This is a genomic window from Aliterella sp. E5.1, from assembly GCF_057473825.1.
Genome location: NZ_JBYCCV010000090.1, coordinates 1 through 15,146, shown reverse-complemented (window position 1 = coordinate 15,146; position 15,146 = coordinate 1). Strand labels below are relative to the sequence as shown.

At 45.7% G+C, this 15,146-nt stretch carries 14 protein-coding genes and 1 pseudogene; 11 read left to right on the top strand and 4 right to left on the bottom strand.

What is annotated here, in order from left to right:
- Positions 1-169: transposase (locus tag AC2VE5_RS20045; RefSeq protein WP_486887409.1), on the bottom strand; the 169-nt coding region annotated here is incomplete at its 3' end.
- 49 nt (positions 170-218) lie between these two features.
- On the opposite strand from AC2VE5_RS20045, the gene AC2VE5_RS20040 reads away from it, so the two are divergent.
- The gene (locus tag AC2VE5_RS20040; protein ID WP_486889456.1) at positions 219-857 is read left to right on the top strand and encodes a nucleotidyl transferase AbiEii/AbiGii toxin family protein; all 639 of its coding nucleotides are present in this window, start codon (positions 219-221) and stop codon (positions 855-857) included.
- A gap of 82 nt (positions 858-939) precedes the next feature.
- On the opposite strand, the gene AC2VE5_RS20035 is transcribed toward AC2VE5_RS20040, so the two are convergent.
- From AC2VE5_RS20035 to mobF, 3 genes are read right to left on the bottom strand one after another with little or no spacing between them, the layout of a single operon-like run.
- Positions 940-1,509, bottom strand: coding sequence for a hypothetical protein (locus AC2VE5_RS20035; RefSeq protein ID WP_486889455.1), 570 nt, complete (start codon positions 1,507-1,509; stop codon positions 940-942).
- Entirely contained in the window at positions 1,493-3,319 is a 1,827-nt protein-coding gene (locus AC2VE5_RS20030) for a coiled-coil domain-containing protein (protein WP_486889454.1), read from the bottom strand. The genes AC2VE5_RS20035 and AC2VE5_RS20030 overlap by 17 nt, the downstream gene beginning before the upstream one ends.
- Positions 3,320-3,346: 27 nt before the next feature.
- On the bottom strand, positions 3,347-5,542 hold the full coding sequence (gene mobF, locus AC2VE5_RS20025; protein WP_486889453.1) for a MobF family relaxase: 2,196 nt from the start codon (positions 5,540-5,542) through the stop codon (positions 3,347-3,349).
- Between the two features lie 407 nt (positions 5,543-5,949).
- Here mobF and AC2VE5_RS20020 point away from each other — a divergent pair, with 407 nt between their 5' ends.
- From AC2VE5_RS20020 to AC2VE5_RS19975, 10 genes and pseudogenes are all read left to right on the top strand, one after another.
- Positions 5,950-6,288, top strand: coding sequence for a hypothetical protein (locus AC2VE5_RS20020; protein WP_486889452.1), 339 nt, complete (start codon positions 5,950-5,952; stop codon positions 6,286-6,288).
- A complete protein-coding gene (locus AC2VE5_RS20015; RefSeq protein ID WP_486889451.1) occupies positions 6,288-7,085 on the top strand; it encodes a nucleotide-binding protein in 798 nt (265 codons plus the stop codon). The genes AC2VE5_RS20020 and AC2VE5_RS20015 overlap by 1 nt, the downstream gene beginning before the upstream one ends.
- Positions 7,086-7,652: a hypothetical protein gene (locus AC2VE5_RS20010; RefSeq protein WP_486889450.1), complete on the top strand. Its 567-nt coding sequence runs from the start codon at positions 7,086-7,088 to the stop codon at positions 7,650-7,652.
- Between the two features lie 232 nt (positions 7,653-7,884).
- Positions 7,885-11,211 carry a DEAD/DEAH box helicase gene (locus AC2VE5_RS20005; protein ID WP_486889457.1) on the top strand — a complete coding sequence of 1,109 codons (3,327 nt, stop codon included), beginning with the start codon at positions 7,885-7,887 and terminating at the stop codon, positions 11,209-11,211.
- Between the two features lie 5 nt (positions 11,212-11,216).
- Positions 11,217-12,053 carry an SWIM zinc finger family protein gene (locus tag AC2VE5_RS20000; protein WP_486889449.1) on the top strand — a complete coding sequence of 279 codons (837 nt, stop codon included), beginning with the start codon at positions 11,217-11,219 and terminating at the stop codon, positions 12,051-12,053.
- Positions 12,054-12,218: 165 nt separating this feature from the next.
- The gene (locus AC2VE5_RS19995; RefSeq protein ID WP_486889448.1) at positions 12,219-12,353 is read left to right on the top strand and encodes a hypothetical protein; all 135 of its coding nucleotides are present in this window, start codon (positions 12,219-12,221) and stop codon (positions 12,351-12,353) included.
- A gap of 340 nt (positions 12,354-12,693) precedes the next feature.
- Entirely contained in the window at positions 12,694-13,500 is an 807-nt protein-coding gene (locus AC2VE5_RS19990) for a ParA family protein (protein WP_486889447.1), read from the top strand.
- A complete protein-coding gene (locus tag AC2VE5_RS19985; protein WP_486889446.1) occupies positions 13,455-13,907 on the top strand; it encodes a carboxysome distribution maintenance protein McdB in 453 nt (150 codons plus the stop codon). The genes AC2VE5_RS19990 and AC2VE5_RS19985 overlap by 46 nt, the downstream gene beginning before the upstream one ends.
- A gap of 475 nt (positions 13,908-14,382) precedes the next feature.
- Positions 14,383-14,778: a hypothetical protein gene (locus AC2VE5_RS19980; protein ID WP_486889445.1), complete on the top strand. Its 396-nt coding sequence runs from the start codon at positions 14,383-14,385 to the stop codon at positions 14,776-14,778.
- 126 nt (positions 14,779-14,904) lie between these two features.
- A pseudogene (locus tag AC2VE5_RS19975) lies at positions 14,905-15,018 on the top strand (Uma2 family endonuclease); the annotation flags it as partial.
- Between the last annotated feature and the right edge of the window lie 128 nt (positions 15,019-15,146).

The following is a 15,146-nucleotide window of genomic DNA, read 5'->3' as shown; positions in this document are numbered from 1 at the left end:
GCAAGTCTTGCCAGTTACAACCATTTTTCAGTTGATAAAAGATGCCATCCAAGATTTCGCGCTTGCTCCAGTTAGAAGGTCTTGTTTGCTTCTTCGGCGGTAGGATCTTAGGTAGTAAAGGTTCTATTATTTTCCACTCTTCGTCGGTGAGGCTGCTCTGGTACGGCATGGCATCTGCATTATGTTTTTGCCTTAACGTTACTTCCTTCCAGGGAAAGATGTCAAATGGGTTCTATACAGAAGATGGAGTAGAGTTTTATCCAGAGACTGTAAAAGGAGAAAGGATTAAAGAAGAGCAAGAGTACGAAGGAGTAAGGCTCAAAATAGAGGGAAAACTAGGTTCTGCTAGACTAACAGTTCAAGTTGATATTGGGTTTGGTGATGCTGTCACTCCTGCGCCGGAATTAGGAGAATTTCCTTCAATTCTCAATCTACCATCGGCACGATTACAGGTCTATCCACGTGAAACTGTTGTGGCGGAGAAGTTTCAGGCAATGGTTTCTCTTGGCATAGCCAACAGTAGGTTAAAAGATTTCTATGATATTTGGTTTCTCGCTTATCAAGCTCAGTTTCAGGGCAGCATACTTTGTCAGGCGATGAGAGCAACTTTTACCCGAAGAAAAACACCTTTGCCAACCGAAGATCCTTTAGCACTGACAGGAAAATTTGCTGAAGATTTTCTGAAACAATCCCAGTGGAGTGGATTTATCAACAAAAATAAACTCGAATCTAATTGTGAAACTCTCAGGAACACTGTAGCCGTTCTCAACTCTTTTCTGATGCCGCCTTGTCTAGCTGCGTCAGACAACACATCATTTAACTACATTTGGACTCCACAGCAGCAGTGGCATCTGTAGCCATATTTATGTCCACCCCAGGTAATAAAATAAATACTAATCTTTTTCCAAGCAGTTGCGGTTACTGAACCAAAAAGCGACTTCACTCCATATTCTTCAGATAAGCCTGCGCTGGATTAGGGGTCGAAATTTCTTTGGAGACATTAGTAGTGTGAAAACGTTGTTTGGGCTTGATTTTCCCCGTAAATATTATTGGCTCAACCCCCGCCGCCGTTGAGACATTATTTAATGTAATCCCCCAAAAACTAAATCCTATAATTAATAGCATTATCCAGTAGACAAAAAGATTATGAGCATCAGCCGACTGCATTTTCTTCAGTTGAATAGCTGTGCCAACTAACACTGTCAAACCAACGGTAGATAGGAGCAAATACATCTCTTGGGCGCTAGGATCAAGGCGGCGATAGAATTTTGACCAGCCAAAAGCAGCCAGATAAGCTGACAACAAGGCTGCCAGCAAGATTTTCAGACTGACAGCCCAGACTAGCATTACCAAAGCCAAGCCAAAGCCAAGTATCAGCGCAAGAATTGTTAAAGCATTAACAATAAATATGACAATGCTGTTGCCATCAGGGTCATTAGTCAGGCTGCTACGGGCAAGCTTGATGACGAACAGACAAAACAACTTGATAATTTTACAGAGTAATCCCACCGTCGCGCTCCTTGGGTTTTGGTGTGATAGTGCTGGTATGAGCCGACTTGCTTTGGGCTTTTAACTCCTCAGCGAGTAGCCTTGCTTGTTCCTGCTTGAGTTGAGTTTCAAGGCGTTGCTGTAACTCGGCAGTAGTGCTAAGTAGTTGCAAATTAAGGTCTGATAACTGCAATAAGTCATCGGGGCGCTCAACGTTGCCTGGAGTCGATCTAAACACCACCTTTTGGTCAAATTGAATTTCACAACAGCTACCAGTAATTTCAACCGATAACCTTTGAGCGTAGTAGTTACCGCCGTTGATTTGCACAATCGCTCTAGCAGTATTGGCGATGGATTCCTCACGCCGCGCAGCTAGCGCAAACTCCTCGTAAAGAGAACGCAACTCAAATTCATTAACCAGAGCTTGCAGGCGGTTAACTATAGTTGCTAAATTCTCAGGATGCCGCATCTCGACTGATTCGCCCTCAATAAACGCAGCAATCTTCCCTTGCTTTCGCTCAATTCTTAAACCTTTTTCTTGGTAAACAGCTTCAGGAGCAAGGATTTGGTCAGTGAGAATAAGTAATTGTGCTGCCAGCATTTCTGGGCTAGGGGTAGAATTGATCTCGCTTGCTGTTGACACGCCCGAACCAAAAATTGTCTCTGCTATCGGTTCGGCGGCTTGAGTTGGCTTCTCTTTACGATAGTTAGCGACATATTCGGTGAAGTTATTCATTGCACTTGATAGCTGCGCTACCTGCCGAGTCAAATGGGTGAGAGGTTGGGTAAGTGCCGCGTCGATAGCAGCTTCCTCAAGGTAAGAAGCGATCGCTTCAAATGCTTGCTCCTTGATTTGCTCCTGTGCTATATCAAGCTGCTCGGTGGGGCGAGATAATTGAGCGTGTAGTTGTGCTACCTGTTGAGTCAAATGGGGAAGATATTGAGTAAGAGCCGCCTCAATTGAAGCTTCTCGAACGTTTGAAGCGATTTCCTTAAATGCTTGCTCCTTGATTTGCTCCTGTGCTATTTGTGAGGCTAAACGCTGGCGTGAAATCGCAATAGTTGCAGCGAGAGTTAATCGACGCATCGCTCCAGTCAATTCCTGAAGCTGAAGAGAAGCTAATAATTGGGCGATGGTTGAAGTCTCTTCAGTTATCGAAGCAGAATCCGTTGCTTGTGCTTCGACATAATCGTTAATAGCTGCGAGTGCTTGCTCGTCTATGGACTCGCGCTCTAGCTCCAGATGTCTTGCCACAGCTACATCGTTGACTGGCTGGGCAGCCTTGGATGCGGTTCTTAGATGGTTGAGTGACTCCAGGAGCGACAATAGCGCCTCATCAGTCAAAGCCGATTCTACAGCCTGCTCTTGGACATAATCGTTAATAGCTGCGAGTGCTTGCTCGTCTATGGGCTGGCGCTCTAGCTCTGTAGTAGGCGACGAGAAAGAAGGATAAATTAAGTCAAGAGCAGGACGCTGTGCCTTGCTAAATTGAATTGATTCGCGCAGTTGTGCCTTATCAGTGCAGTACACAGCAAACTCTAGTTTGGCTCGGCTAGCCGCCACATACCAGGACTCTTTAGACAAAGTGCCATTTCCCCCAAGAGAGGCAAAGATAGCGTACTGCGCCGTCGCTCCCTGCAAGGAGTGGACAGTGCTAATCCACCTGTAATCGCTGTGCAACAAATTCTCTGGAGCGACGGTAAAGCGCTTGCCCTTGGTACTAATCTCAATTGTCTGGGTTTGGGGGTCAACTGCTTCCACCCGAAATCTTTGACCGTTGACCTGAAGTTGCTTGCCATTAGTATCTTTAATCCCAGCAGTAAAGCGCATTTCTTCCCCAGCAGCAATTTCAATGTGCTAGGGTGAAAAAACTTCGCGTTCTTTATAACGATACAAATCTAGAGTTTGAGTTTGTCCTTTAGTGTCAACCAGTTCAACGCTGCCCGCTTCTGGGTTAGTCGCTGTAACTCGGTACAGTTCGCCTTTAGTAAAAGACCCGCAATTGCGCCAAAAGCGCACCAGTTCCCCGACTTGATAATGGTCTGCCAATAATAGATGGTGTTTGTCTAAATCCTTTTTCTGCAACACCTCAATTTCTAGAGCGGGTTCAGACAGTTCGCCCTGCTCAAGGAGTCTGTTACGAATAGCAACAGTTAAGGTAGCCCGCTCTTTGTGAGTAGTCGCCATAATCAGGGTATTGCGCCGTTGCTCCTTGGGGCGGGTGAGGTAATCGTCCACAATTGCTGGCAGCAACCCGTCAACGTCAGGAATTTCCTGAACCAAGCCGCCCTTGTCCAGTAAATCAAAGGCGGCTTGGGGTTGCTGCGCTTCGCAATAGTCCACTACCGCTCGTAGTTGCTCGTCCTTTTGCCTCATGTTCTGGCTAATGGAAGCAGTTAATAGTCCGGCTCTCGTTTGCAGCAACCGAAACGGATTGCCTTGCTCAACGGCGGATAGCTGCTTAGTATCTCCAACTAGCAACAAGCGACAATTTGATTCCCTTGCTCGTTCTAGAAAATGGTGCATCTGACGATTCGATACAACTCCCGCCTCATCCACAACAATCAGAGCATTACTCGGAAAATCCGCTTTTGAAGTGCGAATTAAGCTTTCTATGGTCTGGGACGCGATGCCGCTTTCTGCCTCTAATCCTTCCACCTGGAGTCCACCCACCGCACAACCAATTAGCCGCTTCTCTCCCATTAAGTCTTTGAGGGCGCAGAGGGAACGAGTTTTACCAACTCCAGCACTTCCCTGAATTAAGATAACTAAATCCTGACTCCTAGCAATATGTTGGAGAGCTTTGGTTTGATCTACGTTTAAAGTGAATTTTTCTGCCGCGATTGCTGCAATCTCAGCATCGCAAATAGCAGCGTGAGATGATTTTCCAAAAATTGCCCAATCTAGTATTTGACGTTCGCGTTGTAATATAGTGCGCGTTGTGTAGCTAGGGTAGGGAGTAATTGATGTAACTGCTACAAGTTCTTTACTTGTTCCAATCGCTTCAGAGATAGAACTTGAGAGATATCTGCCAGCACTTAATCTGCATCCTTCCCTAACAAGTTCCATATAGCCAAAGGCGCTTGCTTTTTCAGATAACCGTTCGGCGGCGGCGATAACAATCTCTTGAGGGCTGGTGGGGTAAGAAGCTGCTTGGAACTGGGATTCTAGCTCTTGCCGCGATACCTGTGGGCATGGTGCTATCCCCGCCGTTGCCGCCGTTGATTGCCAGTCTAAAACTTGAGAATCTGCATCTTTGTCGTAGGCTTTTTTATTACGAGTAGCACGATTAGCAGCATTGAGTTGTTCTGGGGTAGCGCTAGTGCGGTCTAAACCCATTGCCTGTAAGTAGGCTTCTAGCTTTTCTGTGCGTTGAGCAAAGGTTTGAGTCAGCAGTTGCTTTGGGTTGCCTGCTAATTCAAACTGTCCATTGGTATCCCAATAGGTTTTGTAGCCTGCTTGGTGTAAGTGGTAGGCAGTGTCGTTTTGGTAGATAGCGCCAATGGTGAGTTTACCCAGGTAAATTTGCTCGTTGGCAAGGCTACGCCACTTATCCTGTACATAGCCCACGTTAAAAATGACGTTGTGGGTGTGCAGGTGGGGTTCGCCTTCGCGGTTATCACGCTGTCGAAAAGAGCCAATTAAAGCTTTATTAGTGTGGACTCGTTCTACTTGACAAGAGTGCTTGATTTGGCTGAATAACAAATGTTGTTCGGTAAAAGCAAGAGCGCTTTCAACCCCCTGGTCGTGGGCGGCAACTGCTACAGAGTTGGAGTGGACGAGGGCTTCTACGCTGAGGCTCTTGGGAGCATTCAGGGTCAGGTCGCAGATGGCGGGGCGACTGTTTTTCTGAAACTTCCTTAGTTGTCTGCCGTAGCTATCTTTGCCAACGCTGGCTAGGTCGTAGCCGAATTTGGCGATTTCGCCTGAGTACCCCAACGTCTCCGCTAACTTTCCTCGCCACTGGCTGTCTTCTCTGCGAGTTCCTGCTACATGGTAAGACTCGGCATAGTCTTTGTATTTAGAGTAGGGTTTGCCAATAGTTGCGGTCATGGGTAGGCTGCTCTATGTGGGCGATCGCGCGTCGGGGGTTAAGTGGTATTATAGGTTAAAGCGGCTCTATGAGTAAGTTAGGTGTGGGGAATATAATCGGGGGTTTTAGCAGGATTTGGGGAATCGCTGCAAAGCAGTACGTCTCTTTTGGACGGCTTTAGTCAATTTTAATTAATAAATCTGGTAGTTATTGAGTAAAGTTTAGTCAATACTTACTTGGTTACTAGCAAGTCTTTAGCTGGATAAGAATAAATTTCTTAAAGTTTTAGCAGCGTTATTGCTACCCTTGTTTCTATTTATTGCATTACTATAAATAAATTCCTTCACATATCTGCTAGCGATGGAGCAACCAAAGCCAGAGCTTCCTGAAGAAATAGCATCGCCATCATCAGAACTTGATACAGTTTTTGATAAACTTCTTTCAATTGGTGGAGGAGTTACCGCCAATTCCCAAACCGCGTTCGGCTAAGGATTACTTAGAAACAAATCGAGCGAAGATTATCCACGCTCTCAGCAAGGGATACACTTACGAAGACTTAGCGACATTGCTCAATGATTGTGGGTTTTCAATCAGCGCTTCAACTTTGCGGCGCTATATGGGACCCGTCAAAGGCAGAAAAGGGGATGAGTTATCACAATTGATTCCTGATGCTAATACGGGCGCTGAAGAATTGTCAGAGTCACTTAATTCTCAGCCTGCTGCAACGCAAGAGTATAAACCGTCGCTCAGACCAAGGAGGAAATAGTGAGTCCAAAAATCCCAACTCTACCTATAACTACTCGTGTTGTAGCCGTAGCTCAAAATAAAGGTTCCGTAGGTAAGTCAACCATATCCCTATGCTTGCTCGATTTGTGGCTGCGCTTGGGATTGACCATTGCGGCAATTGATGGCGACTTAGACCACAATACTCTCTCCTATGCCTATGAAGACGAACCCTGGGTCGAACGCATTGACTTATTGGGACCAGAGGCACGGCGCAACCTGCTAGACTTATTAACTCCAGAGTATCAGCAGCCAATAGTATTGATTGATTCGCCTGCTAATTCATCCTCCAGGTTTTGGGCGCAGTTACAGCTTGAAGGCGGCATAGCTAAATCCTTGGCAGAACATGGCAAACGCATCACGTTCTTGGTTCCCATGTCAGGAGATCCAGAAGCGCTCGATAGCCTTCTGGACTTGTGGGAGGCTTATGGCAATTCTGTCGATTGGGTAATAGTAAAAAATCCCTCCGCAAAAAACCACAACTTTACTGACTACGATAAATCCTCAGAAAGAGCCGCAATACTTGCCGCCGGGGGGATAGAGATTGTGTCGCAGCCATTGGAGAGTGGGGCGGCAGATAGGTTAGCAGCAGCACGGCGGAGTCTTGGCTATATTCTTAGTCCAGATTCAGATATTGATATTAATTACAAAGGTTTTATTGAAGCTTGGAGAAGCAAGCAGGATAAGCAACTAGCTATTGCAGGTAGATATTTGGGCTTACCTGTAGATAAGAACGCTCAGGCACAGGCAAGCAGTTCGCGTTTGCGGAGGCGCAAGTAAATGAGTAACAGTAACGGCAAACGCCCTACATTCCAACACACTACAGCAGAGGAGCTTTATCAAACGCTGCCAGTAAAGAATAGAGAAAGGCTGGCGGAGTTATCCCGCCTGACCGGGGTAAGTTATGGGTCGGTATATTATCCTTATTTAGTTTGTTGCGAATATTATTTGTACCTGTTAACGACAAAGCTTAATCAGTTTCCCAGCCGCCAACAGATTGATACTTTGCTATTGTTCATGCAGAATTACGAGCGCAACATCACGACGTTGGGGGAACGAACAGAAACAGCAATGCAGGAGGTAATTAAGGCTTCAAATCCAAATGGCGTGGCGCGGTATTTGGCACTAAGCTGTATTGTTACTGGGTTATGTGCTTTTCTGGCGGGGTCGGCGTTTACAAGTTGGGCAAAGACGAATACTCAACTGACAAATATTAGTAATACTTCTGATAGGGCATGGCAGGTTTATTATCTCAATCAAGAGGCAATGGAGGAGTGCCAAAAAAGATTTAAGTCGAAGTCGGGGACGATTTCTTGTCCTCAACGCTTGGTTGTCCCTAGCAAGTAATGGGCAGGTTTAACCTTTGCCCATTACTTGCTTAGTTTAAAATTAACTAGCCAATGTTTCGTGACTGCTAGACGATAGCTAAACTCTTTGAATTGCAGAGGTTCCCAGTCCAAACAAGGACACAAGTGTTGCCTTCCTCACGCCGAGGTAGCCACGCGATAAGCGATCGCATTGCCCAGAAATTTTGGTAGGCTAAAAAGCAAACGTAGCCGTGTCAGAGCGTTTTGTTGCTATGCAGATTCTTCATGGTACCTGGATTCCTCAAGCAGGAGAGGAATTTATTCAAAATGGGAACTTTTACCTGTGGGTGGAAACGACGGAGCCAAGGCGGTTTCGCAATCCTAGTCAGAGGCATCCTCGGCAATTAGTTGCTGCCGATCTCGCTGGATTGCTGACGAAAGAATTGGGGATTGCGCCCCCCAACTTCCGCAAGCTGGAAAGCTTGATTTCGCCACAATATTTTTTATTACCAACCATTGACAACCAACCCCTGCCCTCGCTAGAACTTTCGCGCTATTTAGAAGAGGAAGTGCCGGAAGCGTTTGAACTTCAGTACTGGCAGGTCGATTGTTACCAAACGAGCGCTGTTACTAAAATGGGAGGTTTTGTAAATAATGTCGTGAGACTGCTTAACGATCTGCATTTTCTGGCTCTGCACAACCTGACAGACATTCAACTGGGGTCAGAATTGCTGTTTTGGTTTCATTATACCCAAGCTTTAAAACGGCTTATTTTCAAAGACCAGTATATCCCCGCTCTGAGATACCGAGAACTGAAGCTACCGCCAACTTCCACAACCAAGCGTAAATCTGCCCAAGGGGCTGCCGAAGAGGCGGAAATATCTCCAATTCAAAGTAGACGAAAGAGCATGGCGGCATCTAAAAAAACTCAACAAATGCGCTCGGTTGGAAAGGTAAAAGCTCAAACCATTGATATCACTGCTGAATTGCCAACAGATTGGGAAATTTATCCAGGTTGGGAGTTCATCGGGGAAGAGTACGAAACGACTGTCCAGCAGTATGTTGAATATATGCCCTTAGCGTGCGTGTCTGGTTTTACAGAGCCGAGAGCAACGCCCCAATTCTACGATCGCGAAACTCTGCTCCGACACTTTGCTGAGTGCTTGCTGACGGATATTATCACTCAAACGCCTAGCACGCAAGCGTTTGAAAAGACGATTGCTAATTCGCTGGTTTACGATTGCTTGCATCCGACTGCCAGTAAAATGCCTGGGACGGCGGCAAAACTGGAGCAATACAAACAGTGGCAGACTTGGCGAGATCGGATTATCCGCACCCAATCTGACCAGCCTTTCTACCTTTGTTTTCAACTGCAAGACCCTGCCAAATCAAAAGACGCTTGGCAATTACAATTTCAGGTGGCTCCCAAGAGCGATCCATCCCTGCGGGTGTCTCTAGGAGATTACTGGCGGATGCGACCCCACCAACAACAGCAAGTGCAAAAACAACTGGGACGAGACTTTGAACAACACTTGCTAATGAATCTAGGCTATGCTGCCCGCATCTATCCCCAACTGTGGCATGGCTTGGAAACCGATCAACCTGTAGGAATTTTTCTAGATTTAGAAGCAGCATTTGCCTTTTTGCAGGAATCTGCCTGGGTACTGGAAAATGCAGGCTACAAGGTAATTGTTCCGGCATGGTGGACACCACAGGGACGACAACGCGCTAAAGTTCGCCTGAAGGCGAAGGGCAAGTCGCTCACAGGTGGAGAGGACAAAACAAAAAAATACTTTGCGTTTGAAAACCTAGTAGAGTACCAGTACGAACTGGCAATCGGCGGCGAAAAAGTCAGCGAACAGGAATGGAACCATTTAGTCAGTGCCAAAACGCCCCTAGTCAAGTTTCGCGGGCAGTGGATGGAACTAGACCAAGGCAAGATGCGGGAAATGCTAGCATTTTGGCAGACTCAGCAGCAAGAAAATCCAGAATTGAGTTTGCTTGATTTTCTTAAGCTCACCGCCAGCGAAGATGACAGCTTTGAACTAGAGGTAGATCGCCACAGTAGCCTATCTGGCATGATGACAAAATTGAGTGACAAGAGCCAGCTACAGCCGATCGCCAATCCCCAACAGCTACAGGGAAACTTGCGCGAATATCAAAAACGGGGTGTGTCCTGGTTGCAATACCTGGAACAGTTGGGCTTAAATGGTTGTCTTGCCGACGATATGGGTTTGGGCAAGACGATTCAGGTGATTGCTCGACTGCTTCAGGAACGAGAACTGGCACAGGAAAATGAGAAAAGAAATATTCCCCCTACGTTGTTAGTTGCGCCCACCTCTGTTGTTGGTAACTGGGAGCGCGAAATTCAAAAATTTGCGCCTCAGTTGCAAGCGGTGGTGCATCACGGTACGCAACGGACGAAAAATATCAAGGATTTTAAGCAAGCTTGCCGGGAAAACGATCTTGTAATCACCTCCTTTGCGCTGGCACGGAAGGATGCCAAGCTGTTAAGTGAGATTGAGTGGCATCGCATCGTTTTAGACGAAGCCCAGAATATCAAAAATCCCAAAGCCGATCTGACAAAATCTATTCTGAAACTGGCAGCTACCCATCGGCTGGCGTTAACCGGAACGCCGATTGAGAACCGTCTGTTGGATCTCTGGTCAATATTTAACTTTCTCAATCCGGGCTATTTGGGTAATCAAACTCAATTTCGTCGCAACTTTGAACTGCCAATTCAAAAAAACAACGATCTCCGCCAATCTACTACGCTCAAGAAACTGGTGGAGCCGTTCATTTTGCGACGGGTTAAAACCGATCGCTCTATCATCAAAGACTTGCCAGACAAAGTTGAGCAAAAGATTTATTGCAATCTCACCAAAGAACAAGCTTCCCTCTACGCAGCAGTGGTGAAAGATGTGGAATTACAACTACAAGGAGCCGAAGGCATTCACCGCAAAGGGTTAATTCTGGCAACGCTCACAAAACTCAAGCAAATCTGCAACCATCCCATGCAGTTTTTACAGGATGGGAGTGACTTTACAATCGAGCGATCGCACAAGCTTACTCGTCTAAGCGAGATGGTGCAGGAAGTAATCGATGAGGGCGAAAGTCTAGTGATTTTCACTCAATTTACTGAATTGGGTCAAGCATTAGAAAAGTATCTGCGCCATGTCTGCCACTACAGCACCTACTACTTGTCGGGCAGTACCGCTCGTAAAAAACGGGAGCAGGCGATCGCCGAATTTCAAGACCCGGAAACCGAACCCTCGGCGTTTGTTCTATCGTTGAAAGCAGGCGGTGTTGGTATCACCCTCACCAAAGCTAACCATGTATTTCACTTCGATCGCTGGTGGAATCCGGCAGTAGAAGATCAGGCAACCGATCGCACCTTTCGTATCGGTCAGAAAAAAAATGTATTCGTCCACAAGTTCGTTGCTATAGGAACTTTGGAAGAACGCATCGACGAGATGATTGAAGACAAGAAAAAGTTAGCAGGGGCGATCATCGGTGCTGATGAATCGTGGTTAACCGAGTTAGATAACGAAGCGTTTAAAAAACTGATTGCGCTCAATCAGAATGCCATTTTGGAGTAAGGGACATGAGCAAATTTAGTCGTACCTGGTGGGGCAAAAAATTCATCGCCGTGTTAGAACAACTTTCCGATCCAGGTCGTTTGAGCCGGGGTCGTTCTTACGCCAATAATGGCAAAGTCAAAAACTTTGAAATTATTGGTGGAATTGTCACTGCCCAAGTCCGAGGCTCGGTCAATCCTTATTTCGGAGTGTACAAAGAACCGCTTTACATTACCACGATCGAGTTTCAAGCTATTAGTGCCGCCAAATGGGCAGCAGCGATCGCTCTGATTGCTTCTAAAGCCAGCTTCATCTCCAGATTGCTACTCAACGAAATGCCCGACAACATAGAAGGAGAGTTTGCCCTCTTAGAATTGAATTTGCTGCCCCGCAGCCGCAAAGATTTTGATATTAGCTGTTCCTGCCCAGATTGGGGCAATCCCTGCAAACATATCGCGGGTGTTTATTACCTAGTTGCTGCCGAACTCGATTACGACCCCTTCTTGCTATTTGAATTGCGGGGATTGTCGCGACAGGATTTACACTCTGAACTGGTCAAATCTCCTTTGGGGCAGGCACTCTCTGCGGAACTACAACGTTTCGCGCAACGCGATCCTCAATCTGTTTTGTCCTACTACACCCGACCCTTAACAGTTTCTCCGCAAAGCGTCAAAGGGTTACGCGACTTCTGGCACGGTACTAAACGGCTGCCTCCGACCATTGAACCGCTCCCTCAAACCCTTGTTTCCGGCATTCCGGTGAAAAAACAGGGCGAGTTTCCTGCATTCTGGCACCGCGAGAACTCCTTCATTGAAGCAATGGAGACACTTTACAAACAGGTTAGAACAAAAAGTCAGCTTTAAAAGGGAAGGGATGAAATGAGCAGTGGAGCAGAAAGTTACGTTAAAAACTTGATAAACCACTAACAATTGTCATAGTTACTAGGGGCAAAACTCTATCAATTGGCTTACACTTCAATTGATACAGCAGTAGCGTACCACATAAGAACTTGAGCGTGAGAAACTACAATGTTGTTTTCAGAACACCAGCACAGCAAGGCTTTTAGCCGTTGTGTGGCGGCGAAGAACCTTGCTGTGCTGATCTTACCCCCTAAAGGCTACAATATTCTCCTCAGCCGCGACCGTTTAGTTTTTACGATCTGAAAAGTTTACAGCATAGGAGTTTTGAGCTATCTTGCCCCTAGTGTCAGCTACGCTATATCTGCCCCAAATACTGAGTGATCGCGCGGGATATCTAATTGCCTGAAATAACAATTGCCTGAAATAACAGAAATATCCTCGGCTAGTTAAAAGTAAGTGTGATTCTTTCTGGAGAAGCCCATACGGAGAGTAAGCAGGTAGTTTCAAAGAAGTGAATTTACTACTTAAAAAGTTTGTTGTATTATTAATTGGTTGCATTGTTGATTTGTTGCATTACTTCATTGTTTAATTACTTATTTATTGTATTATCACTTTATGTCATCCGATTAAAGGAGGATTGCGAGTGCTGACCATAACTGCTGCCTCTCTTGCTGGGGGTCAAGGCAAGACTACTAGCTCCTTTTTCCTTGCTAGATCATTGGCTCAAAGGGGCTACAAAGTTTTGATGGTCGATGCTGACCCCCAATCAAGTTTGACCTTATACCTAGGACACGAAGTAGAAGCAAATCAGCCAACCCTGCTAGAAGTTCTTAATAAGCAAGTGGGTGTCGAAGATGGCATTTACGAATCGAACTACCAAAACCTCTGGCTAATTCCCTCAGACGACGGACTGGAAACTATTCAGGATTACCTGTCTTCTAGCGCAATGGGCGAATTGACTTTGAAGAAGCGGTTGCAGCAAGTCGTTGACCTGTTTGATGTAGCAATCGTTGATTCCCCACCCCAACGGACTCAGATTTGTCTGACTGCGGTAGTTGCGGCTCACGAGTTACTAATTCCAGCCGAAGCTTCTTCTAAGGGACTGCATTCACTGATGCGTACTTTGCAACTTGTCGATGAACTTAAGTCAGTGGATGCCTTTTCTGGTTCAATTCTGGGAATTCTCCCCTTTCGAGATCGGTGGGTAGGTCGCACTCAAGCCAAACGAAGTGAAGTCAGTATTCAAGATATGCGCGAACTGGCACAGGGGATTAACGTGATTCCCTCGATTCTTGAGAGCGAACGTTACAAACAGGCAATCGACACTGGAAAAACCTTAGCAGAGTTGGGCTACCCCGACCTTGAGTTGCCCTTTAGGAACTTAGTTGAATTACTGGAGACAAAATGGCTGACGAACAAACCCAACCCATTGACGCAAACAGCAGGTTAAAAGCTCGGATGAGAGCTACTGTTCCCCCAAGAGATACCTCACTGTTTAAAAGGCAAGCCGATGAAAATTTAGAGATAGACTCGTCTGAGTACAAGCTGGAAAGAGCAGCTACAAATTTGCAAAAACGGGCGGTAACGAACGAACCAGCCCAAAACTTAGTCTCTTTTACTCTACGGGTCGAAGATTCTGTAGATAAGGGGCTAAAGTCTTTATGCACAGCCGAAAGTATTACTAAGGAGACGTTTTTAGAAGCTGCATACTTGGTCTGCTCTGAAAATGAACAAATGAAATTGCAGGTGTTAGAAATAGCAAAGATTCGTCGCCAAGAGCGCCGGAATGCAGGTAATCTGCGTAGAGCCGAAGCTATGAGTAGATATTTGCCGGACTACTCAGAAAAGTTGAAATAACACTCTGCATTGCTTCGCATTAGATGGGGTAAACCTAGCGAAGTTGCTATAAGGTGCAAGATAACTCAAAACATTGACTGTGTAGAGGTTACAAAACTTGAAAAATGAACTTTCACAAAGGCTCAACCATTGTAAGATTTAGGTGCAAATAGCAAAATTGACGTAATCGTATTAAGAAAATAAATTGTTATAAGCTAGTTTCCCTAAGTTCTTTCACGATTAGTCAACGCTCCACACGTGCGGCAGCCTCAATTACTGAAAGCTGCAAAATTTCCGAGCCTTGTCCTTCATAGCAGCTTCGCGCTTATCTACCCCTTATTAGAGAACTGTTCAGCGATCGCCCTTATCCAAACGCCACAAAATACCCTGCACCGTTAGACGCTGAAACGATACGATTACAGAGGAAGCAATTAGGAATAAGGTGTTTGGACAAAGGCGATCTCGTCTGATTCAATTAAAACTAGGATTAACTGATATGCTTTGCGAATTCACTGTTTACGACGACGATAACTTCGATCCCGATGATGAATATGAAAGCTCTGATGATGATGCTAATTTTGATGAAGACTACCTGGAAAACTATGTTTTTAAACCAGATCAAGAGTTCATATCTCGCTGCCAAAAGGCAATTGCGTCCCTAAAACACTCCCTCGAAGAAGAAGGAATTGCTGTAGAGGAACTTGATAATTTGTTCAAAGAAGGATTGAAAGTTTTATATGCCTCCTGCAACGTCGATCAATATCTAAACTTGGATACGGCGACAAACTTTCAGAGAATTCTGGCTATTCTGGAAGATGAATTAAGAGATCGAGACGCACATATTCAAGTCGTTCTTAAACGATTCGAGACTTTTCCCCCTGTTACCGAATAAACTACTCTGACAACGCGATCGCGCTCAGTCGGAGTTTTAGGGTCTGAGTAGCAACGGAGAAGAAAACAAAGACTCGACCTTCACCCCCAAGGCTAAATAAACATAGTTTGGTATCGACAAAGCGTCATGCTAACCAACCTCACCAATCTAACTCTCGAACAATTCTGGACTTTGCCAGAAGGAGAGACTGCCTACGAATTAATAGACGGACAAGCCATACCCAAAGTGTCACCTAAATACTGGTTGTGTTGCAAAAACTTTGTGAGGACAGAAAACCTCTGTGGCAGGAGTTCGGATTATGCCACCACTCCAAAGATTTGATTGATGAAGAGAACCCGCTCTTTGATGGCTCCCTTGGGAACTCCCAA